At 61.7% G+C, this 21,410-nt stretch carries 16 protein-coding genes; all 16 read left to right on the top strand.

What is annotated here, in order from left to right:
• Positions 1–106 precede the first annotated feature (106 nt).
• The 16 genes from RLCC275e_RS26220 to htpG all read left to right on the top strand — a co-directional run bounded on the left by RLCC275e_RS26220 (position 107) and on the right by htpG (position 21,028).
• The gene (locus RLCC275e_RS26220; protein ID WP_003554946.1) at positions 107–631 is read left to right on the top strand and encodes a (2Fe-2S)-binding protein; all 525 of its coding nucleotides are present in this window, start codon (positions 107–109) and stop codon (positions 629–631) included.
• Positions 628–4,167, top strand: a complete 3,540-nt coding sequence (locus tag RLCC275e_RS26225; protein ID WP_033184107.1) for a molybdopterin cofactor-binding domain-containing protein — start codon at positions 628–630, stop codon at positions 4,165–4,167. Before RLCC275e_RS26220 ends, RLCC275e_RS26225 begins: the two co-directional genes overlap by 4 nt.
• An 11-nt stretch (positions 4,168–4,178) precedes the next feature.
• Positions 4,179–6,863: a carbohydrate-binding protein gene (locus RLCC275e_RS26230; protein ID WP_171891371.1), complete on the top strand. Its 2,685-nt coding sequence runs from the start codon at positions 4,179–4,181 to the stop codon at positions 6,861–6,863.
• Between the two features lie 17 nt (positions 6,864–6,880).
• A complete protein-coding gene (locus tag RLCC275e_RS26235) occupies positions 6,881–9,118 on the top strand; it encodes an MGH1-like glycoside hydrolase domain-containing protein (RefSeq protein ID WP_033184106.1) in 2,238 nt (745 codons plus the stop codon).
• Between the two features lie 365 nt (positions 9,119–9,483).
• Positions 9,484–10,560 carry an ABC transporter substrate-binding protein gene (locus tag RLCC275e_RS26240; RefSeq protein ID WP_003554938.1) on the top strand — a complete coding sequence of 359 codons (1,077 nt, stop codon included), beginning with the start codon at positions 9,484–9,486 and terminating at the stop codon, positions 10,558–10,560.
• Positions 10,550–11,464: an ABC transporter permease gene (locus RLCC275e_RS26245; RefSeq protein ID WP_033184105.1), complete on the top strand. Its 915-nt coding sequence runs from the start codon at positions 10,550–10,552 to the stop codon at positions 11,462–11,464. Before RLCC275e_RS26240 ends, RLCC275e_RS26245 begins: the two co-directional genes overlap by 11 nt.
• Before the next feature lie 10 nt (positions 11,465–11,474).
• Entirely contained in the window at positions 11,475–12,254 is a 780-nt protein-coding gene (locus tag RLCC275e_RS26250) for an ABC transporter permease (protein ID WP_003554934.1), read from the top strand.
• Positions 12,241–13,290 carry an ABC transporter ATP-binding protein gene (locus tag RLCC275e_RS26255; RefSeq protein ID WP_003554931.1) on the top strand — a complete coding sequence of 350 codons (1,050 nt, stop codon included), beginning with the start codon at positions 12,241–12,243 and terminating at the stop codon, positions 13,288–13,290. Before RLCC275e_RS26250 ends, RLCC275e_RS26255 begins: the two co-directional genes overlap by 14 nt.
• On the top strand, positions 13,290–13,889 hold the full coding sequence (locus RLCC275e_RS26260; RefSeq protein ID WP_033184104.1) for a cysteine hydrolase family protein: 600 nt from the start codon (positions 13,290–13,292) through the stop codon (positions 13,887–13,889). The genes RLCC275e_RS26255 and RLCC275e_RS26260 overlap by 1 nt, the downstream gene beginning before the upstream one ends.
• Before the next feature lie 55 nt (positions 13,890–13,944).
• A complete protein-coding gene (locus RLCC275e_RS26265; RefSeq protein WP_033184103.1) occupies positions 13,945–14,424 on the top strand; it encodes a MarR family winged helix-turn-helix transcriptional regulator in 480 nt (159 codons plus the stop codon).
• A gap of 33 nt (positions 14,425–14,457) precedes the next feature.
• Entirely contained in the window at positions 14,458–16,800 is a 2,343-nt protein-coding gene (locus RLCC275e_RS26270; protein WP_033184102.1) for a beta-glucosidase family protein, read from the top strand.
• 16 nt (positions 16,801–16,816) lie between these two features.
• Positions 16,817–17,146, top strand: a complete 330-nt coding sequence (locus RLCC275e_RS26275) for an XdhC family protein (protein WP_033184101.1) — start codon at positions 16,817–16,819, stop codon at positions 17,144–17,146.
• A complete protein-coding gene (locus RLCC275e_RS26280) occupies positions 17,146–17,841 on the top strand; it encodes an XdhC family protein (protein WP_033184100.1) in 696 nt (231 codons plus the stop codon). The genes RLCC275e_RS26275 and RLCC275e_RS26280 overlap by 1 nt, the downstream gene beginning before the upstream one ends.
• Positions 17,842–18,021: 180 nt before the next feature.
• Positions 18,022–18,645 (top strand): nucleotidyltransferase family protein, encoded by a 624-nt coding sequence (locus RLCC275e_RS26285; RefSeq protein WP_033184099.1) that lies wholly within the window; start codon positions 18,022–18,024, stop codon positions 18,643–18,645.
• A gap of 273 nt (positions 18,646–18,918) precedes the next feature.
• Positions 18,919–19,164, top strand: a complete 246-nt coding sequence (locus tag RLCC275e_RS26290; RefSeq protein WP_165418940.1) for a hypothetical protein — start codon at positions 18,919–18,921, stop codon at positions 19,162–19,164.
• Entirely contained in the window at positions 19,136–21,028 is a 1,893-nt protein-coding gene (gene htpG, locus RLCC275e_RS26295; protein WP_033184098.1) for a molecular chaperone HtpG, read from the top strand. Before RLCC275e_RS26290 ends, htpG begins: the two co-directional genes overlap by 29 nt.
• The last annotated feature ends 382 nt before the right edge of the window (positions 21,029–21,410 follow it).

The following is a 21,410-nucleotide window of genomic DNA, read 5'->3' on the forward strand; positions in this document are numbered from 1 at the left end:
ACAGTCGCATCGTTATGATGCGCACGCGCCGCCAAGGCGCCCGCCGTATAGCGATCCGTCCAGTAGCAAAAGGCCTGGCTATTTGCGCGATGCTGGAGGAGCTCCCATGAAGCCTTCCGTTTCCGTTTCACTGAATGTCAACGACGCTCTTTGGCGCGTTAGCGCGAAACCGGAAACACCGCTTCTCTACATCTTGCGTAACGACTTGTGCCTGAATGGACCGAAATATGGCTGTGGCCTGGGCGAATGCGGCGCCTGCGCGGTTCTGGTTGACGGCCGTCCGGTGCGGTCTTGTACTGTGCCGCTTGGCGCGATCGGCAAACGACGCGTGATCACGCTCGAGGGGCTGGCGGTGGATGGGCTTCTGCACCCGGTACAGCAGGCTTTCATCGAAGAGGCGGCGGCGCAATGCGGTTATTGCCTCAACGGCATGATCATCGCCACGGTTGGACTGCTTCAGCGAAATACGGATCCCGACGAGAGCGATATTCGCGATGCTCTGCGGCACCATCTCTGCCGGTGCGGAACGCATGTTGAGATACTGGCCGCTGTGCGGCGCGCCGTAACCCTTACCAAAGCCGGTCGGCCAGTCGACTCGATGACCGACGACATGACGGAGGCTTCGCGATGAACCACCGCGAAGCACCCAAGTCCGCCTACATGGCAGCCGCGAGCACGCTTCTCATTGTCAATGACGCGTCGATGGGCGACGCCGCCGAGCTTTATATCGCCGTAGGGGCCGATAGCCGGGTGACAGCGTTCAACGGCCACGTCGATCTCGGGACAGGCATCCGCACCTCGCTGGCGCAAATCGTCGCCGAAGAGCTCAGCGTGCCGTTCGAACAGGTGGACATGGTGCTCGGCACGACGACCGCCGCGCCCAATCAGGGCGCGACCATTGCCAGCGAAACCATCCAGATCACCGCGATACCGCTGCGCCAGGCCGCCGCCACCGCCCGCCACCATCTGCTCGTCAAGGCCGCCGAGAAGGTCGGCCTGCCGATTGAGCGGCTGCGGCTGGAGGACGGCATCATCCGTGCCGACGGCGGCGAGAACTGGCAGCTGAACTTCGGCGATGTTGTCGTCGGCAGCCATGTCAGGCTGTCGATCGACAGCAATGCGGCGCTGAAGCCGGCGTCGGACTATAAACTGGTTGGCTCGTCGCGCCCGCGCGTCGATATTCCCGAGAAGGCAACCGGGCGCTGGACCTATGTCCACGATGTGCGCGTGCCTGGAATGCTGCATGGCCGCGTTATTCGCCCGCCATATGCCGGATTCGATCACGGTGAGCATGTCGGAAACAGCTTGATCTCGATCGACGAGACCTCGGTCGCGCATATCGACGGGCTGGTCGGCGTCGTTGCCATCGGTGATTTCGTCGGCGTGGTCGCGACCCGTGAGGAAATCGCCATCGAGGCGTCCGGGAGCCTGAAGGTCGTGTGGCGCGCACCTCCCGAGTGGCCGGATCTGAACATGCCGGAGGCGGCGCTGCGCGCCAATCCGTCGACGCCACGCAAGCTTGCCGATCGCGGCAATGTCGACATGGCATTGGCCGGCAGCGCCCAGCCGATGAACCGCACCTATGTCTGGCCTTACCAGATGCACGGTTCGATCGGCCCGTCCTGCGCGGTGGCCGATTACAATGACGCTGGGCTGACCGTCTGGTCGGGAACCCAGAACCCTTATCCCATGCGCCGCGATCTGGCGCTGCTGCTCGACATGCCGGAAGAGCAGATCAGGGTCGAGCGGCTGGAGGCGGCCGGCTGTTACGGCCGCAACTGCGCCGATGACGTAACAGCCGACGCGGCGTTGCTGTCGCGGGCCGTCAAGGCACCCGTCCGGGTCCAGCTGACGCGCGAACAGGAACATGCCTGGGAGCCGAAGGGCGCCGCCCAGATCATGGATGTGCGCGGCGGTCTCGACCTGGAGGGCGGTCCGTCCGCCTATGATTTTGAAACGCGCTATCCCTCCAATCTGGCGCCAACCCTTCCCCTGATCCTCACCGGCAAGCTGCCGCCCGTTTCCGACGTCGTGCAGATGGGCGATCGTACCGCCATTCCACCCTATGCCTACGGCAACCTGCGCGTAACCGTGCACGACATGCCGCCGATCGCACGCGCCTCCTGGTTCCGTGGCGTGTCGGCGATGCCGAATACATTCGCCCACGAATGCTACGTCGACGAGCTGGCCGCCGCCGCCGGCGTCGATCCGGTCGAGTACCGGCTTCGCTACCTCCACGACCCACGCGCCGTCGACCTGGTACATGCGCTGGCCGAACGGGCGAAGTGGGTGCCGCATACGACGTGGGGCACGCTCGGCGGCGAAGGCGATCTGCTCTACGGCCGTGGATTTGCCTATGCCGTCTACGTCCACGGGCCGTTTCCGGGCAAGGCCGCCGCCTGGGCGGCATGGGTTGCCGATGTCGCCGTCAACAAGAAGACCGGCGAGATCGCGGTTACCAAGGTGACATGCGCGCAGGACTCGGGAATGATGATCAATCCCGACGGAGTGCGCCACCAGATCCACGGCAACATCATTCAGTCCACCAGCCGGGTGCTGAAGGAAAAGGTCGAATTTTCCTCGACCGCGGTGCAGTCGAAGGAATGGGGCGGCTACCCGCTGATTACCTTCCCCGAGGTACCTGATATCGACGTGCTGATGGTGCCGCGCCAGGAAGAGCCGCCGCTCGGCGTCGGAGAGTCCGCCTCCGTTCCCAGCGCCTCGGCCATCGCCAATGCCGTCTACGATGCCACCGGCATTCGTTTCCGCGAACTGCCGCTGACGCCGGAACTGGTCCTTGCCGCGCTGAACGGCAAGACGGACGAAACGCCGGCTACCCCGGTCGCGAAAAAGCGGAGGTGGTGGAACGTCGGCCTCTCGGCGATCGGTGCCGTCGCCGCTCTGTCCGGTATCGTGACCATGGCATCGCCATGGCGCCCGGCGATCGGCACCATCCAGCAGCCGGACGCCAATGTCTACAGCGCCGCCACCATCGAGCGCGGCCGGCTGGCGGCGGCGGCCGGCGCCTGCAATGTCTGCCATGTCGGAAACGACGGAACACCCTTTGCCGGTGGCCGGCGCTTCGACACGCCATTCGGCGCAGTTTATGCCACCAACATCACGCCCGATGTCCAAAGCGGCATCGGCGCCTGGTCCTACCCGGCCTTCGAACGTGCCATGCGCGAGGGCATCAGCCGCGACGGCCATCACCTCTATCCCGCGCACCCCTACACCTCGTTCGCCGGCGCCGAGGATGCCGATCTTCAGGCGCTCTACGCCTACATGATGACGCAGGCGCCGGTCGCCGAAAAGGCGCCTGAGACGAAGCTCAAATTCCCCTACAGCATCCGCGCGATGATGGCGGGCTGGAACGCGCTGTTCCTGAAGGCGCAGCCGTTCAAATATGTCGAGACCCGCGATGCGCAGTGGAACAGAGGGGCCTATCTCGTCGAGACCCTGGGCCACTGTTCGGCGTGCCACACCGAGCGCAATGCGCTCGGCGCGGAAAAGAGCGGCAGCGCCCGGCTTTCCGGCGGCTTTGCCGATGGCTGGGAGGCGCCCGCCCTGAATGCGTTCGCCAAGGGCCCGGTCGGCTGGACTGCAGACGCCTTCTATGACTACCTGCGCACCGGACATTCGCGCGATCACGGCAGTGCCGCCGGCCCGATGGCGCATGTCGTCGAGGTCATGCAGCCGCTGCCGGATAGCGATATCCGCGCCATGGCCACATATCTCGCAAGCCTCAACGAGGCCCCGGCCGATAGCAAGGCGCAGAGCCAGGCCGCCCTTGCCGCGAGTGAAGCGGCAAAGGCTTCCGCCGCGCGGATTTCGCCGAAGGGCGAGCGGCTGTTCAACGGCGCCTGCGCCACGTGCCATTCTGGAAACACGATCCTGTCGTCGCTGGCGCTCAACAGCAATCTTCATGCGGCGACCCCTGACAATCTCATCCAGGCAATCCTGAACGGTGTCGAGGCGCCGGCAATCCTCGCGCAGACGACCGGCCGCCAAGCCCCGGAGGTGATGTCGATGCCGGCTTTCCGCCAGACGCTGAACGACGGCCAGATCAAGGATCTCGCCGATTATCTGAGAGCGCGCTTCGCCCCCGACAAGCTGGCCTGGACGGAAACGACCAAAGCCATGCAACGCGTGACGGCAGCAAGCCACTAGGGAGAGACGAGTTGGAGCAGATCCGAACCAGGCAGGATATCGGCGGCCGCGACTTGTTCGAGAACCCAACAGCCGCGTTTCGCCCGTCGGCCTACTGGTTCTGGCATTCGATCCCGACAGAGGACGTTTGCCACGCGCAGCTCGCCGATTTCAAACAGAAGGGGATCGGCACGATCCTGATTCAGGCCCGTCTCGCAATGTCGCGCGATGACTACCTGTCGCCGGCCTATCTGGACGCCTATCGTGTTGCGGCTGGGATTGCCGGCAAGCTGGGCCTGAAGCTCGGAATCTACGACGATTACAACTGGATCAGCGGTCACGCCGGCGGCCGAACGGTCGTGGACCGCGACGACCTGCGCGAGCGCCACCTGTTCTGGTCGTCTTCGGGAGAGGCGCGGGGCGAGATCAGCGGCATCCATCCGCCGTTCACCCGGACGATAGGCCCCGATATCGTCGCGTGGCAGTATGAGGGCAGCATCGTCGAGTGGTGCGAATGGACCGTCGAGGCAGCGCTGCTGCATCCATCGGTCGGCATCGACAGCCTCGATCAGGTGGTCGATGTCACAGCGCGGACATCCATCATCGAAAGCGACGGAATATCCTGCACCCATGCGTTCGACGGTGTACCCGCCGAGGGGCAGATGCTCACGGTGTTCGTCAGCGCCCGGTCGACGACCTCGCGGTTGATCAATTATCACCTGCCAGAGGCAGCGGAGCGGTTCATCGAGGTCGGGCTCGACCCGCTGGTCGAGGTGCTTGGTGATCTCGTGCCCGATCCCGTCGGCTTCGTATTCTACGACCAGCCGGCGGCGGGTTTCTACAAGTGGAGCCAGATCTCCGGTGACCTCGGCAACAGCCTGCTCTATGCGCCAACCCTGCCGGACGCCGTGTCGCGCGGCACAGGCGAAACCTTCGCCAGGGCCCTGCTGGCGCTGGTGCGTGGCGTCGGGCCTGAAACCCTGCGGCTGCGCGCCCAATTCTACGCCGCCTATTCGGCGCTGATGAACGAGGCCTTCTCCGGCACGTTGCGCCGATGGGCCGAGGGCAGAGGGATCGTCCTCACAGGGCACGAGATCCTGCCGCATGTCAGTTCCTGGTCGCTGAACGGTGGTTTTACCAGCATCGACCCCAGGGTGGCGCTTGCCGTGAATTTCTTCGGCATCGATGCCTACCGGCACGAGACGGCCGTTGATTCCAACAATTTCGTGGCGCAGCTGGCGCCGAAGCTCGGCGACTCCGTTGCCCGTTCGAATGGTCGCAGCCGATGCGTCGTCGAAACTTATGCCAGCGCCGAGCGAACACCCGTGCGTGCCGCCGGGCAATGGGAACTGACCCTGGAGACGATGCGGGCGCAGGCCATCCGGCTTCACTGCCTCGGGACCCGGCAATTCCTCTGGCACGGCGTCTACCAGACGGACGGGCGCGACGACGATCCTACGCCGTTTTCCAATCCACGTTTCGATTTCGGGCCGGGCATCAATTTCGAGCCGTGGTGGAGCTACCACGATCTGTTTGCCGAGGAGACGGCTCGGATTTCCGCCTTCATCGAGGGGGCCACGCCCCGCACGCCGGTTGCGATCCTTTATCCGCTTCAGACCGCCTTCGCGGAGGGGCCGCGCCACAGCCACGCCACCCATATCGGCGCCTGGTGCGAAGGGCTCTTAGCAGAAGGCTGCGACTTCATGTTCGTCAGCGAGGTCGATTTGGCGGCCGCTACGATCGAGAACGGCCGCCTGCGCGCGTCCGGCCTTGTTTTCGATGCTGTCGTTCTGCCGTCCGTCACCGTGCTCGAGACGACGAAGACCTTGCACATGCTCGCCGTCTTCAAGGCGGCGGGTGGTGCTGTCTGGTCTTCAGGCGAGCGGCTCTCCACCGTCTGCGATGGCGCAGCGGGGCGTGCCGTCGGCACGTCGATCCATCTCGAAGGAATGCCTGGCAGAGGCGACATCACCGCTCTGTTGCAGTCGCTTCGGTCATCGGGTCCAGATCTTGCCTGTCATTCCACGGGCAGACCCTGGCAATGGGTGGGGTATGAGGCCGCTGGTTGGTGGCGGGTCGTGCTATTCAACGATGGCGCATCGCACCTCATCAGTGAGATTTCCTTCGGCGACGGTTTCGCGTGCGAGGTCTGGTCCGCGACGACGGGAGACGTGGGAAAGGCAACCGTCTTCAGCCACCTGACAGTCGCGCTCGCGCCCCAGGAGGTGCAATGCATTCGACTGGGCGAGACGACGCAGAAGACCACCGGGCAAGGCCATCTCGAGCACCAGCCGCTCCTTGCCGCGGCTCGTGCCATATCGCTTGTCGACGGCTGGAGCTTCGCGCCGGGCCCTGACGCGGGATTCGTGCCGATCTCGGTGGTTGCAGGGTGGGAAACGCAGGGTTTTGCCGGTTTCTCCGGTACCGGCACTTATCGGCTGGCGCTCGAAATCGGCGATGAGGCCGAGTGGGTTCTCGAATTGCCCGAGGTCCACACGGTGGTCGCGGCGCTGCTCGATGGCCGGCAGATCGATCGAAGAGGCTGGCGCCCCTACCGCTTTGCTCTGGGGCGGCTGCTTCCGGGCGTCCATTCGCTGGAACTGCGCGTCGCCAACACGGCCGCAAATCGCTACTACATCAACACGCCTTATCTCGGTGACACCGCCGACAAGAGCGGCCTGTCCGCCGCACCGAAACTCATCCAGCTGGCAAACTGACCGGAAGTTACAGATCCATGCTACAACATTCGACGATACCCCTGATGCGTGCCTGGAATAGCTGGTCCAACCGGCCGGCCGAAATGGTCTTCCTGCCGCTCGGCGTGCGGATCACACCGGTTCTCTATTCGACCCGCAGCAAGACGACATCTGCGATCGAGCCGCGACGCGACACGGTTCGCCTCGGCCGTCACACCATCGACGGCTCGCTGATCGAGCTGGAAACCGAGCTCAGCGGCACGACGGTCGCCTTCTCAACGACAAAGACCGACCCCTTCGCCATCCGCGGCAGCTGGAACGGCAAGGTATCGGCCGAGTGGGGATTGCGATTCTGGCTGACGCTGGCAATCTCCTCAGATGGCGGCGAGGTGGTGGTCCATGACGCGGGCCGCAACATCACGCTGCTGAAGGTCGGAACGCGCTTCGTGGCGGTCGCGACCGCCGAGGCGCCGGTGCACGTCACCGGCCACGAGACGATCGAGGCGCTGCGGGCCGACTTCGAGGAAAACGGTTATTTCTATACCGCCACCCGCAGGAGCGAAGCGCCGTTGATTGCCCTGCGTTTCAATCTTGAGATGATGCGCGAGGGCGCATATGCCGCAGGTGTCGCCGATAGTGCCGAACTGGCGATCTCCAAGGCGCAGGCATGCCTTGCCGCCGGCGCGCCAGCTGCGATCGCCGATGCGCAGACCGGCGTGTTCGAGGGCGCGCTCGATGCGATGCGTGACGTCGTCGCCTGGAACACCATCTGGGACGAAACCAACGCGCGTTCCTACACCGCGGTCACCCGCATCTGGAACCTCGGGAAATTCGCCGTCTGGTTCAACGACCAGATTTTCGCCGCCCTTCTTGCAGGCGTGTTCGACGCCGATCTGGCGCGCGAGAACATGGCGACCGCGATGGCCGGCGCAACCCCGCAGGGTAATATCGCCTGCATCGTCACCTCCAACGATGCCTGGGTCGATCGCACCCAGCTGCCGTTCGGCGCACTGGTCGTCTGGCAGCTCTACCAGCGGACCGGCGAGCGGTCGATGATCCACGCAAGTTACGAGGCGCTGGTGCGCAATCGGCGCTGGTGGCAGGACAACCGCGATCCGGACGGTTTCGGCCTGCTGTCCTGTGGCACCTCCGATGTGGGCGAGGGCCTCTACAAGGGGACGGCCTTTGCCGCGCGCAACGAGACCGGCATGGACAATTCCGCGACCCATGACGAGGCGATCTACGATCCCGTCACCCGGACGCTGTCGACCTTCGATCTCGGCCTCAACTGCGCGGCCGCTCTCGATGCCGAGATGCTTTCGAAAATGGCCGCCGTGCTCGGCAAGCATGACGATGCCCGCGAATTCGCCGCTCTGGCCGAACGTCAGCGGACGCTGATCTCGCAGACGCTCTGGGACGAGAGCCGCGGCATCTTCGCCAATCGCCAGCGGCGCGGCGGTTTCGTGCGCTCGCTGTCGCCGACCAGCTTCTACCCGCTGCTGTGCGGCGCCGCGACGCCGGCGCAGGCGGAGCGTCTGCTCGAGCATCTGAGCGACGAGACGACCTTCGGCGGTGATTTCGTGCTGCCGAACGCAACGCGAGACGATCCGGCCTTCGCCGACAACGTCTACTGGCGCGGCCGCATCTGGCCGAACGTCAACTATATGGTCTGGCTCGGCCTGCGGCGCTACGGCTTCGTGGCGGCGGCGAGCAAGCTGGCAAGCCAGAGCTACGACCTGTTCATGAAGAATTGGCGCGAGGATCGTATCGCCTCCGAAAACTACAATGCCGTCACCGGCGAGGCGATGGACCAAGGCGATACCGATCCATTCTACATCTGGGCCGCCATGCTACCGCTGATGGCTGCCAGTGAGATTGTTGACTTCGATCCGTGGACCGGATGGACGATGCGCCATGCCGGCCGGGATGTGGTGCTCGGACCTATGGTCTCGCCGTCGGGAACGCTCGAGCTGGTCGTCAAGTCCGGAACCCTGATGATGACATTGAACGGGCGCGCAGCACTGAAGACAGATCTGCACACTACGCTGTCGCGCATCGTCTTCGCCAACGGGCGGGTGGCCTGCACGATTGCTCCGGTCTCCGAGGCTGGTTTCATCGAGTTGCCAGGCTTGGCATTGGGCGATGTTCTTGCCGCCCGTATCAACGGGCAGGACATCAACTATGTGTCGGGCGGCGACGGAATACGCGTCATGATTGCTGAACACGCGGAGGATCGCCGGCTCGACGTCTATTTTTCATCGTCAAGCGCTCCCTAAAGCAAGGCAGTGCTTGACAGGTCTCGATTCCTCACAGATAGTTTGTGTACATATAAAATAAAAGACTGATGCTAAAGTCAGAGGGTTGAACGAACAGCTTGCAGGAGATCCGTGGATTCATGCCGGCCGCTCAGTGAAGTGATGTGCTGTTCTTGCAGAAGTGGTATGCCGCTGCGTCGCAGCGCGCGCTTCATTTCGCCGAGACGTCAGCGCCCCACGGACAATGCCCATCTGCTTTTAGTATGTATACAAATGATTAAGCGCGCTTTGGCACGTTGTTTGTTTTCAAGCTAGCCGATCCGTTGAGGTCGATGACCGCGGGTCATGATGGTCCATAACTGTGTATCTTCAAGAGGGGTGCCACAATGACTGAACTCACCAGACGCAACACAATGAAGTTGATGTCCGCAGCACTGATTGCTGGCGTCAGCATCTCCACCTTGCCGCGCAAAGCCTTTTCGGCCGGATCTATCACGGTCCTCAACTGGCAGGGCTACGGTACCGACGAAGCCTGGTCGCTGAAGGCTTTCACCGAAAAGACGGGCATCACAGTCGTCCATGACTACTACAGCTCGGAATCGGAAATGCTGACCAAGATGCGCACGAATCCGGGCGCCTATGATCTTGTTATCCTCAACGCCGCGCGTTGCGCCCAGGCGGTTGCCGAAGACCTGCTGCAGCCGATCGATTTCAGCAAGGTTCCAAACGCGTCAACAGTCGACGAGACCCTGCGCGCCAACCCGAACTTCAGCAAGGATGGCAAGGGTTATGCCGTTCCGTGGGTCTGGGGCATGACCTCGCTTGCCATCCGTGAAGGCATGACCGTTCCCGACAGTTACGCGGTCCTCGCCGACCCGGCCTATAAGGGCCGTGTTGCCATGGACGACGACGCCATCATCAATGTCGGCGTTGGCGCGCTGATGAGCGGGCAGGACATCAACGATCCCAAGGATCTGGCTGCTGTTACGGCCGCGCTGAAATCGATCAAGCCGAATGTCAAGTTGCTGTGGTCGACGGAAGATCAGTGGAACAAGTCGTTCGCCGCCAAGGAATTCGACCTGTCGCTGTTCTGGTCGGGCGGCTCGGTGCGATCCAAGCGCGTTTCCAAACTCCCGGTTCAGTTCGTAGTGCCTAAGGAAGGCGGCGTCGGTTGGGTCGATGGTCTCGGTGTTCCGGCATCGGCTCCGAATCCAGAAGGTGCTCTTGCCTTCGTCAACTGGATGATCGATCCGATATTCTATGTCGAATGGGCAACCAAGATTGGAGCCCCCGCTTCTTCAAATTCGGCAGCCCTTTCAGCACTTCCTGCCGACGATCTCACCCGCCTGGTACACAAGACCGAATATTTGAAGACCACGTCCTTTGTCTCGGGCATTCCCGACGACCGGCGCGAAGCCTTCAACAATATCTGGCAGGAAGTGAAAGCCTTCTATGCAGAATGATCGTCTGATATCAGCGTCAGAGCGCGGACCTTCGGGTCCGCGCAGCCGGCGCCCACTCCCGCCATGGGTTTCAACGACGGCGCTGCTGCTGCCGACCTATGGGTGGCTGACACTCGCCGTCTTTCTGCCGCTGCTGACCATGTTCGTGTTTAGCTTCATGTCGGCGACACCGATGGGCAAGGCCCCGATCATCTTTACACTGAAGCAGTACCGCGCGTTCATCGATCAACCCTATCTGGTCGGGATCGGCATCACGTCGCTGCTGATCGGCTTCTGGACGACGCTATTCTGCGCGGTGCTTGGTTTCCTGGCGGCCGTGGCACTGGTCCGCTCGACCTTCGGCAAGACGCGAGAGATGTTGTTGATCCTCATTCTCCTGCCATTCTGGACCAACGGTCTTGTGCGCGTCTTTTCGTGGACCATGGTGCTGCGCGAAAACGGCTTTCTCGACAGTCTGCTGCATATGATTGCTCCGGAAGCGGGTTCCATCGGCTTTCTCTACACGCGCTATGCCGTGGTGGTTGGTCTTGTTCACGGCTACCTGCCGTACATGATCCTGACCTGCTACATAGCGCTGGTGGCCATCGACGACGCGATCATTGAGGCTGCTTCAAGCCTCGGCGCGCGCTGGTGGACCATCCTGTTCAAGATTTTGATGCCGCTTGCGGCTCCCGGGCTGATCTCCGGCGCCGTTTTGATCTTCATTCCGGTCATCGGTTCATTCATGGAACCGCGCATTCTGGGCGGTCGTGTCGGCGTGACCATGGGAACGGTGATCGAGGATCAGTTCACCCAGGCCTTCAACTGGCCTTTGGGCGCATCGTTGTCCTTTACGCTGCTGGCTGTCGTGCTCGCAATTTTCGCAACCTTCTCCGGTGTCCTGCGCCGCGGAACGGTCGCTTGAGGAAGGGATCATGAAAACGCTCGGTCCAATCTATCTTATCGCCATCCTCATCTTCCTCTACACGCCCATTCTGGTGATGATGGCGATGGGGTTCAACGCTTCGCCACTTTACGAACTGCCATTCCATTTCTCGCTGCAATGGTACGACGCGCTCTGGGACAACAGCATCCTTCTGACGGCGGGTCTGAACAGCCTGGTGATCGCGAGTATCACCGCGGTTCTGGCGACGGCTTTGGGTACCATGGCGTCCGTTGCGCTGTCGCGCCGGACCTTTCGCGGCAGAAGTCTCCTGCAACTGATGCTTCTGCCGCCGATTGCCATTCCCTGGCTGATCACCGGCACGGCCATGCTGATCTTCTTTTATTGGACCGGTATCGGGCGCGGCATGCATGCCCTTTTGATCGGCCACGTGGCACTTGCCATCCCCTACGTTGTTCTGGTCGTCGGCACGGGCTTCAAGACAATCCGCGCCGACCTAGAAGAAGCCGCGATGAGCCTTGGTTCGACACCGGTTCACGCCTTCTTCTCGGTGACGCTACCGCTGCTTTATCCGAGCATCCTTGGCGCCGCGCTCTTCGCCTTCGCCGTGTCGCTCGACCAGTTCGTGATTTCCTACTTCCTCGCAACGCCCGGGTACACCACCCTGCCGGTGCAGATCTACTCCTCGATCCGCAAGGGCTTCACCCCTGAAATCAACGCGATTTCCACCGTGCTTCTGCTCGGCTCGATGACGATCATCCTGATTTTTGCGCGCTTCGCCAAGCCCGGAGACACAAGTGACAAACGTTAAAGTCAATTCCGTCGCCAAGACCTACGGCACCACACCGGTCCTGTCCGATATCACCACCGAGTTCCCCGAAGGCTCTTTCACCAGCCTTCTCGGGCCATCCGGCTCCGGCAAGACCACGCTGCTGCGCATCATCGCGGGCTTTATCAAGCCCGACCAGGGCGTCGTCACGATCGGCAACAATGATGTCACCGACATTCCGGTCTGGGGCCGTAACATCGGCATGATGTTCCAGTCCTACGCGCTGTTCCCGCATATGACGATTGCCCAGAACGTCGCCTTCGGTCTCGAACGCCGGGGCATCAAGGGTGCTGCCGCCCGCAAGGAAGTCGACCGCGCGCTGGAAATGGTGCATCTGCCTGGCTTTGCCGATCGCATGCCCAAGCAGCTGTCCGGGGGCCAGCAGCAGCGCGTTGCGCTGGCCCGCGCCATGGTCATCAAGCCGAGCGTACTGCTCCTCGACGAGCCGCTGTCGGCGCTCGATCGGCGCCTGCGCCAGGAAATGCAGGTCGAACTGCTGCGCATCCAGCGCGAAAGCGGCCTGACGACGATCTTCGTCACCCACGACCAGGAAGAGGCGCTGACGCTGTCCGATAAGGTAGCGATCCTCGACAAGGGCCGCATCGTCCAGATCGGCGAGCCGGAAACCGTCTATGAGAGACCGCTGACGCGCTTTGCCGCCGAATTCCTCGGCGATTCCAACTTCCTCACCGGCACCGTGGAGAACGGCGCTGTGCGTCTCGCCGATGGGACGGTAGTTCAGACCACCGGCACGTTGCCATCGAGCGGCTCGAACGTCACGCTCGCGGTGCGCCCGGAGAAGATGTCGATCGCATCGGGTCCGACGGTTGGCAACAGCTTGACGGCGCGCATCACCACCGTCATCTACGCAGGTCCCGTGCTGTCCTATCTGCTCGAGACGGCAGACGGTCTGCCGCTGAAGCTGTTTGCACAGAACCGCGATGGCAAGGTCCTGAGCGATGGCGACACCATCACCCTGACCTGGGCCGCGGAACACACCGTCCCGGTGGCCGACTGATGATGGCCCCCGCGCCACTCTCCAGGAATGCGTTGCATGTCGTCATCGACATGCAACGTCTCTTCGCCGAGCAAACGGCGTGGTATACGCCAGCGATCGAAGGCATCCTTCCCAATGTGGTGGCGCTGAGCAAAGCGCGGCCCGCTGAGACTGTCTTTGCTCGCTTCATGGTGCCCCAAAATGCCGAAGGTGCCACGGGCCGCTGGAAGACCTACTATCGTCGCTGGTCATCGGTGACGCTGGATGAGCTCGATATCGCCATGCTGGATCTGGTCGCGCCGCTTACAGCGATCGCCGCTCCAGGCTCCATCGTCGACAAGGAGACCTATTCGGTCTTTGGCTCGCCCGGGTTTACTGCGCGTTTGCAAGGATCGGCAACGGACACGCTGATTTTCTCGGGGGTCGAGACCGACGTCTGCGTCTACGCCAGCGTTCTCGATGCGGTCGACGCCGGCTACCGGGTCATCCTCGCCGAGGACGCACTGGCAAGCGGCGACTTAAAGGCGCACGCCATGGTCATCGAGATCCTGGCGCCAAGGCTTTCGGAGCAGATTGAAATTCTAACGACAGAAGCCATTCTGAAATTATGGCGAGAGTAAATTCGGCAGCGCCATTGCCGGTCACCACGACGAACAGGCAGATTTGAGAGATCCGATGGACGTTCCGTTCAAAGACAAAGGCGGCCGACAAAAGACCACAGCGACCGAAGGGCCCGGCCAGCAGGCACAGTATGCGCTTGGCGAGCAGATCGGCTTCTATCTGCGCCAGGCCAACCAGCGGCACGTGGCGATCTTTGCGAGCCTGATGGCGGAGAAGCTGACCACCACCCAATGGGCGGCGCTGGTCAGGCTGAAGGACCTGCAGCCCTGTTCGCAGGGCAATCTCGGCCGCGAGACCGCCATGGATATGGCGACCATCAAGGGCGTCGTCGATCGACTGGTGAAGCGTGGCCTCGTTCACACCGCCCCCGACGCGACCGACGCGCGCCGGCTGGTGCTGACGCTGACGCCGGAAGGCGAGGTGACAGTTGCCCGCAACCTGTCGGTCGCGCTGCAGATCTCGCAGGAAACGCTGAGCACGCTGACGCTTGCCGAGCGGATGATGCTGATGGAACTCCTTCAGAAGATCTGTTGACACACGCCTGATCCGCAGTACCGGAGACCAATCATGTTCCAGCCGAGCGACGCCGACATTCGAGCGCTTGTCGATCAGATGACGGTGGCCGAAAAGGTCGATCTCCTGAGCGGGCGTGGCCTGTGGAAGACGGCATCGATCAGCAGGCTCGATGTTCCTTCGATCGTCATGACCGATGGGGCCTATGGGGTGCGCTACTCGACCACCCAGATCGACGCCGGCGACAACGACGAAGACAGTCTGCGGGCGTTCCTCGATCTCGTCGGGCAACAGGGCGACGGATCGGGCGGCATGTTCGGTGCCACCCGTCCAGCCACGTGCTTTCCCAACGGCAATCTGCTCGGCTGTTCCTGGGATATTGATCTTGCCTATCGCATGGGCGCTGCACTGGCGGCCGAGTGCCAGGATTTCGGGGTTCATCTGCTTTTGGGGCCTGGCATCAACATAAGGCGCACGCCGCTGGCCGGGCGGGCCTACGAGTATTATTCCGAGGATCCTGTTATCAGCGGCGACATGGCAGCAGCCGTCATCTGCGGATTGCAGGATAACGGCGTCGGCGCCTCGCTCAAGCATTTCGCCTGCAATAATTCGGAAATCGAGCGAACCACGACCAGTTCCGATGTCGATGAGCGCGCCCTGCGCGAAATATACTTGGCAGGCTTCGAGCGGGCCATCGAAAAGAGCGCGCCGTGGACCGTGATGAGCGCCTATAATCCGCTGAACGGCATCCAGGCCGCCGAACATCATTGGCTGCTGCGAACCGTGCTGCGCGATGAATGGGGCTATGACGGGCTTGTCCTGTCAGACTGGCACGCGATCAAGGATCGTGGCGCAGCACTCGATGCCGGCACCGAACTCGACATGCCGGAAAGCAAACCCCGCAAGGCGCGTCTCCATGCGGCGATCAACGCCGGCGACGTGGCGCCCGAGGTGATCGATGCGGCTTGCGCCAATGTTCTGGCGTTCGTGCGCAAATGCAAGTCGAGCGAGCTGCGCGGCACGCCGGCGGATTTCGGGGCGCATCATGTGCTGGCGCGCGACATCGCGGCGGAATCGATCGTGCTGCTGCGCAATGAGGGCCAGGCGCTGCCGCTCGATCCCGGCGGGCCGGGTGAGCTTCTCATTGTCGGCGACGGCGCCGTCACTCCTGTTATCCAAGGCTCCGGCTCGGCCACCACCAATCCCTATCGCGTCGACAGTCCGTTCGTTCAGATTGCCGCGCGGGTAGGAGACAGTCTGAAGGTCCGGCATCTGCCCTTCTCGCCGGTCGCGCAGCCCGACGTGACGGCGTCGATCGCGGCGATCGTCGAAGCCGCGGAGCGTGCCGATGTAGTTGTCGTGTTTGCGGAAAACGAGAAGAGCCGTCACGGCGAGGGCAACGACCGCGACACACTGAAGCTCGCCGCCAGCCACGATGCACTCATCACGGCGTTGGCGGCGACAGGTCGCAAGCTCGTCGTCGTGCTCTCGATGCCAGACACGGTCGAGATGCCATGGATTGGGGATGTCGACGCCGTCCTGGCCAGTTTCTATGCCGGGCAGGGCGGTGGCGAAGCACTGGCCCGCATCCTGTTTGGCGAGCAGAACCCGTGCGGCAAGCTCTCCGCCAGCATGCCGGTTCGCATGCAGGATATTCCGGGCTGGCACACCTATCCGGGCGAGCATGGCCGGCATGTTTATAGCGAGGGCATTTTCGTCGGTTACCGGTTCTACGATCTGAAGGCGATAACGCCAGCCTTTCCGTTCGGACATGGGCTCAGCTACACCAAGTTCGCCTATGAGGATCTCAGGCTCGATACGCAGGAGATCACGCCCGGCGCCGGCTGCACCGCCTCCCTTACCGTCCGCAACACAGGTACGGTTGCCGGCAAGGAAATCGTGCAACTCTATGTCCGGCCGATTAAGCCGGGTCTCAAACGACCCGTCCGTGAGCTTAAGTCTTTCACCAAGCTTCATCTGGCGCCAGGAGAAGCGAAGAGGGTAACGCTTGGGCTGGCGCAGCGCGATTTCCAGTATTTCGACACGTCGCGTTCGGCTTGGGTTCTTGACGCTGAGGCTTTTGTAATCGAAGCAGCTGCATCCTCCAGAGACATCCGCTTGTCGATCACCTTGCCATGCAGGTCTGAGGCTCCGGCCCTGCCGACGATTTCGGCCAATTCTCCGACAGCGCTTGTCTTTGCCCACCCGAACGCCGAGGCCGCTCTCGTTCGTTTCTTCGTCAGCAGGCTTTCGATCTCCGCTGCCGAAGCCATGGCCCTTCTTGCCAAGACAAAGGGCTCCTTTCTCGGCTTCTACGACACTTTGAGCTGGTATGTCGGAGACAGCGTCAAAGAGGCGGATATTGCCGGAGTCTTTTCAGAACTAAACCAACACTAGATTGAGGCCCGCAGGAATGACGATCCAGACGAACCTGACTGACCCGCTGCTGACGGCCGAGCACTGGATGGAAGCGGGCCGAGCTGTTGCGATTGCGACGGTGATCGAGACGTGGGGTTCGGCGCCGCGTCCGGTTGGCAGTCATCTGGTGGTCGATGGTGATGGCAACTTCGAGGGTTCGGTTTCCGGTGGCTGCGTCGAGGGTTCGGTGGTTACCGCCGCTGCCGAGGTGATTGCCGCCGGCAAGGCGCAGATGCTCGAATTCGGCGTTGCGGACGAGACCGCCTGGCGCGCCGGGCTGTCGTGCGGCGGGCGCATCCGTGTCTTCGTCGAGAGGCTGGGTTGATGCTCCGCGACAGCCTGCAGCGTTTGAACGCCGCGCGCCGGAAGCGTCTCGCCGTCGTGCTGCTGACAGATTTTCGGGGAGAAGAGCATATCTTCCTGGAAGGGGATCCGGTCGAGCCGCCATTTGCCGCGCTCGTCGAAGGCGCCTTTCGGTCTGGCCGCTCGATGGCTTTCAACACGATAGATGCCAGCGGCTTCCTCAATGTCTACATACCTGCCCCGCGCATCGCCGTCATCGGCGCCGTCCATATCAGCCAGTATCTGACGCCGATGGCAAGGTTGGCCGGCTTCGATGTGCGCATCATCGATCCGCGCACAGCCTTTGCGACGCGTGATCGCTTTCCCGATGTGCAGATGTGCACCGATTGGCCCGTTGATGCATTGATGGCGGATCCACTCGACTGCTATACCGCCTTAGTCGCACTCACCCATGATCCCAAGATCGATGATTTTCCCCTGGCCGAGGCATTGCACACCGGCTGCTTCTATATCGGCGCGCTCGGCAGCCGAAAGACCCACGCAGCGCGGATAGGCCGCCTTGCCGCATACGGCTTCGGTGCCGATGCGCTTTCGACGATCCATGCGCCGATCGGGCTCGACATCGGCGCATCCAATCCAGCTGAGATCGCCGTAGCGATCCTTGCTCAGGTCATCAAAGCGCTTCGCACGAGCAGCCGCCAGACGATGCCTGCGTAGCGCCTATGGAGAGGCTCGCCCTCCGACGATGACGAAGATGGAAAATAGCTTGCCTGAACGCTAAGCTGCTGCAAGGGGTTGTTTCGAAAACGCATTGCTGCCGAGGTAAAAGCCGCTGCACGTTCGGTACCTCGCAACCTGGAGCGGAGGACGCTGCGGCGTTGGTGGATCGGGAAAGAGATGCGAGCAAAGCCGAATGTATCAATCGTCGTGCTGGCGGCTGGCTTGGCAACGCGCATGGGCTCGAATGGCGGGCACAAGCTGTTGGCCATGTTTGACGGAATGCCGCTCGTGCGTCGCTCGGCTTTGGTCGCCAACGCCAGTACCGCCCTTTCCATCATCGTCGTCGTCGGCCATCGGCAAGACGATATCCGCGAGGTTCTCACCGGCCTGCCCGTGCATATTATCGTCAATCCAGACTACCGAGCGGGCATGTCGAGTTCACTGGCGGCCGGATTTGCCGCTGCTGTAGCCGACGGCGCCGATGGTGTTCTGATCTTGCTTGCCGATATGCCAGGCATTTCTACAGACAATCTGAATCAGCTGATTGACGCGTTCCAAGTCGCGGACGGCGCGCCAATCGTTTGCGCCGCTTCTGAGGGTATGCCAGGCAATCCGGTAATCTTGCCACGGTCCCTTAACGACAGCGTTCTCCGCTTGAGGGGCGATATCGGTGCCCGCGACCTGATCAGAACATCGGGGCTGCAGGTCATTGAGGTCGAGATAGGAACCGCGGCGCTAACCGATGTCGATACCGCCGAGGCGATTGTCGCTGCCGGTGGCATTCCTGTTGAGGACTGCTAAGCGATGCCGCCGCTCGACCCAGCGGATTCTCACGGCTTCTGAGCGCCTACGGTGAAGAGTTCCACGTCACCGTGGTCGTCCGTCATGCGGTCTTAGCCCGATCGGGCGCCAGTAATCCGACACGCGGAATTTTTCATAGCTGTTGAACGAGATCGCCAGCCTAGGTGGGCTCAGATTGCTGGAAGCACTCCTCCCTTCGAGATTTTCATCACGAATTCCACAGTCGAGGCCTTGTGCAGCCAATCCCGCTTGCGTACCGCAAGATCGCTCCCGATGTCGTCGGCGCTCAGGTCGCCCGCAAGATGGAAAGACGTGGTCGTTAGTTCGAAACCTGCTCAAGAGCAGGGTTCTGGTGAACCTCTTGCGCTTTTGAAACCATTTGCAATCCCCGGCAATTCGCGCCAATCAATCGACCGCAACGGTGGAGCGCTTGAAATTCATCAGCGGAAAAACCATCTGACGCGCGACTTCTGCAAAATGGGGATTTTCGATGACGACAGTAGAAGAGCGGCAGCCTGAGCAACATGCATTCGAAGCCGATGTCAGTCGGCTGCTGCACATGATGGTGCATTCGGTTTATTCCGACAAAGATGTCTTCCTCCGGGAATTGATCTCGAACGCGGCGGATGCCTGCGAAAAGCTGCGTTACGACTCGATTTCCCAGCCGCAACTCTCGGCCGACGGTATACAGCCGGGAATTCTGGTGACCCTCAATGAAGAGGCGCTGACGCTTGTCGTCGAGGACAACGGCATCGGCATGAGCCGGAGCGAGATGATCGACGCGCTTGGCACGATCGCGCGCTCGGGGACAAAGGCGTTCATGGAGCGGCTTGAGGCTGCTAAGGCCGGCGAGAAGGCTGAACTGATCGGTCAATTCGGCGTCGGATTCTATTCCTCATTCATGGTGGCAGACAAGGTCGATGTGATCTCACGGCGTGCGGGTCAGGAGGAAGCCTGGAAGTGGTCGTCCGACGGCAAGGGAAGCTACGACATCGTCGCGGCCGATTCCGTCGAGGCGCCGACGAGGGGTACCCGCGTCGTTCTGCATCTCATGGAAGATGCAAAAAGATACACCAACAAGTGGACTGTCGAAAAGATCATTCGCGATCAGTCCGGCCACGTACCTGTTCCCATTCGCCTCGTCGATAAGGACGCGGCCGAGCCGTCGCAGATCTCCGATGGAGCCGCGCTCTGGACCAAGCAGAAGAGCGAAATTTCCAAACAGGATTACGACGATTTCTACCGTGGCGTTTCGGGTCAATACGATGAGCCGCTGACCAACGTGCATTTCCGCGCCGAGGGCCGGCACGAATATACGACGCTGGCCTTCGTACCCGGTTCCCAGCCTTTCGATCTGTTTGATCCGGATCGCAAGGGTCGGATGAAGCTCTACGTGAAGCGCGTCTTCATCACCGATGACGCCGAGTTACTGCCGCGTTACCTGCGGTTCGTGCGCGGTATCGTCGATACGTCCGATCTGCCGCTCAACATTTCCCGCGAGATGATCCAGGAGAGCCCGGTTCTCACCGCGATCCGTAAAGGCGTAACCAGCCGAATTCTTACCGCATTGGAGAAAATGGCCGACAGCGAAACCGAGACGTTCGGCATATTCTGGGGCCTCTTCGGGGCAATCGTCAAGGAAGGTATCTACGAAGACTTCGAGCGCCGCCCGCAATTGCTCAAGCTGGCGCGTTTCCACACAACGGCTGTCGAAGGCGCGACACGGAGCCTGACGGAATACGTGGCAGCCATGAAGGAGGGGCAGTCGTCTATCTATTACATCAGCGGCTCGAACCTGGAGCAGTTGAATGGTTCACCACAGCTCGAGGGCTTCCGGGCCAAGGGGATCGAAGTGCTGCTTTTGACCGATTCCGTAGACAGCTTCTGGCCCACCAATGTCCCTGATTTCGAGGGCAAGGTATTCAAATCGGTCACCCAGGGCCTTGCCGATTTGAATGACATCGCCGGCGAGGCAGGCACCGACGAGCAAAAACAGGAAGCCTCTTCCGAGGTTGCCGCTTTCATCGATTTCGCGCGCGGTGCTCTCGGCCAGGAGGTCGCCGATGTGCGTGTCTCCGGTCGATTGACGGAAAGTGCGGTCTGCCTGGTTGCTTCCGAGCACGGGCCTGATCGACAACTTGAGAAAATCCTCCAAGGGGCAGGGCGGCTGCAGACGGCTTCGAAGCCCGTTTTAGAAATCAACGCACAGAGCCAGCTCGTCAGAAGCATCGCATCGATGGACGATCATGCCTTTCGTGAGGATGCTGCGTGGCTCCTCCTCGATGAGGCCCGCATTCTTGATGGCGATAAGCCGGCGAACCCACGGGCATTTGCGGAGCGGCAGGCAAGATTGTTTGCCTTGGCGATGGGACACGGCAAATAAAGGTTCACTACGGATCTTGGTCCATTTGGGCCGAGGTCCCTTATGCGTATCAAGACCAACTGCCCCGTTCGTGATCTCTTCGACCAGGCGGTCGAAAATTGGTACGCGAACCGAACTCCGGCGCAATTTCCCGATAGTCGGCGATGTTATAACCGATATGGGACATCGGTGAGCTGTGGCATGTTGGAAGTGTGTCCTCTCTCGGAATCAGTATCAGCCAAGGGAGGGCGTTTGGAAGCGGCAACGTTCGCTCCATATGAGCCCACTGGAGCCTCTTGTCGTCTCAGCTCCCGTGGCTCCGGTGTCGCCGGGGTATGGACCAACGGCGCAATAGTCGTTATTTCCACGCCATGTTGCGATGCTGAAAACGTCGCTGAAACAT

The organism is Rhizobium brockwellii, from assembly GCF_000769405.2.
Lineage (GTDB): Bacteria > Pseudomonadota > Alphaproteobacteria > Rhizobiales > Rhizobiaceae > Rhizobium > Rhizobium brockwellii.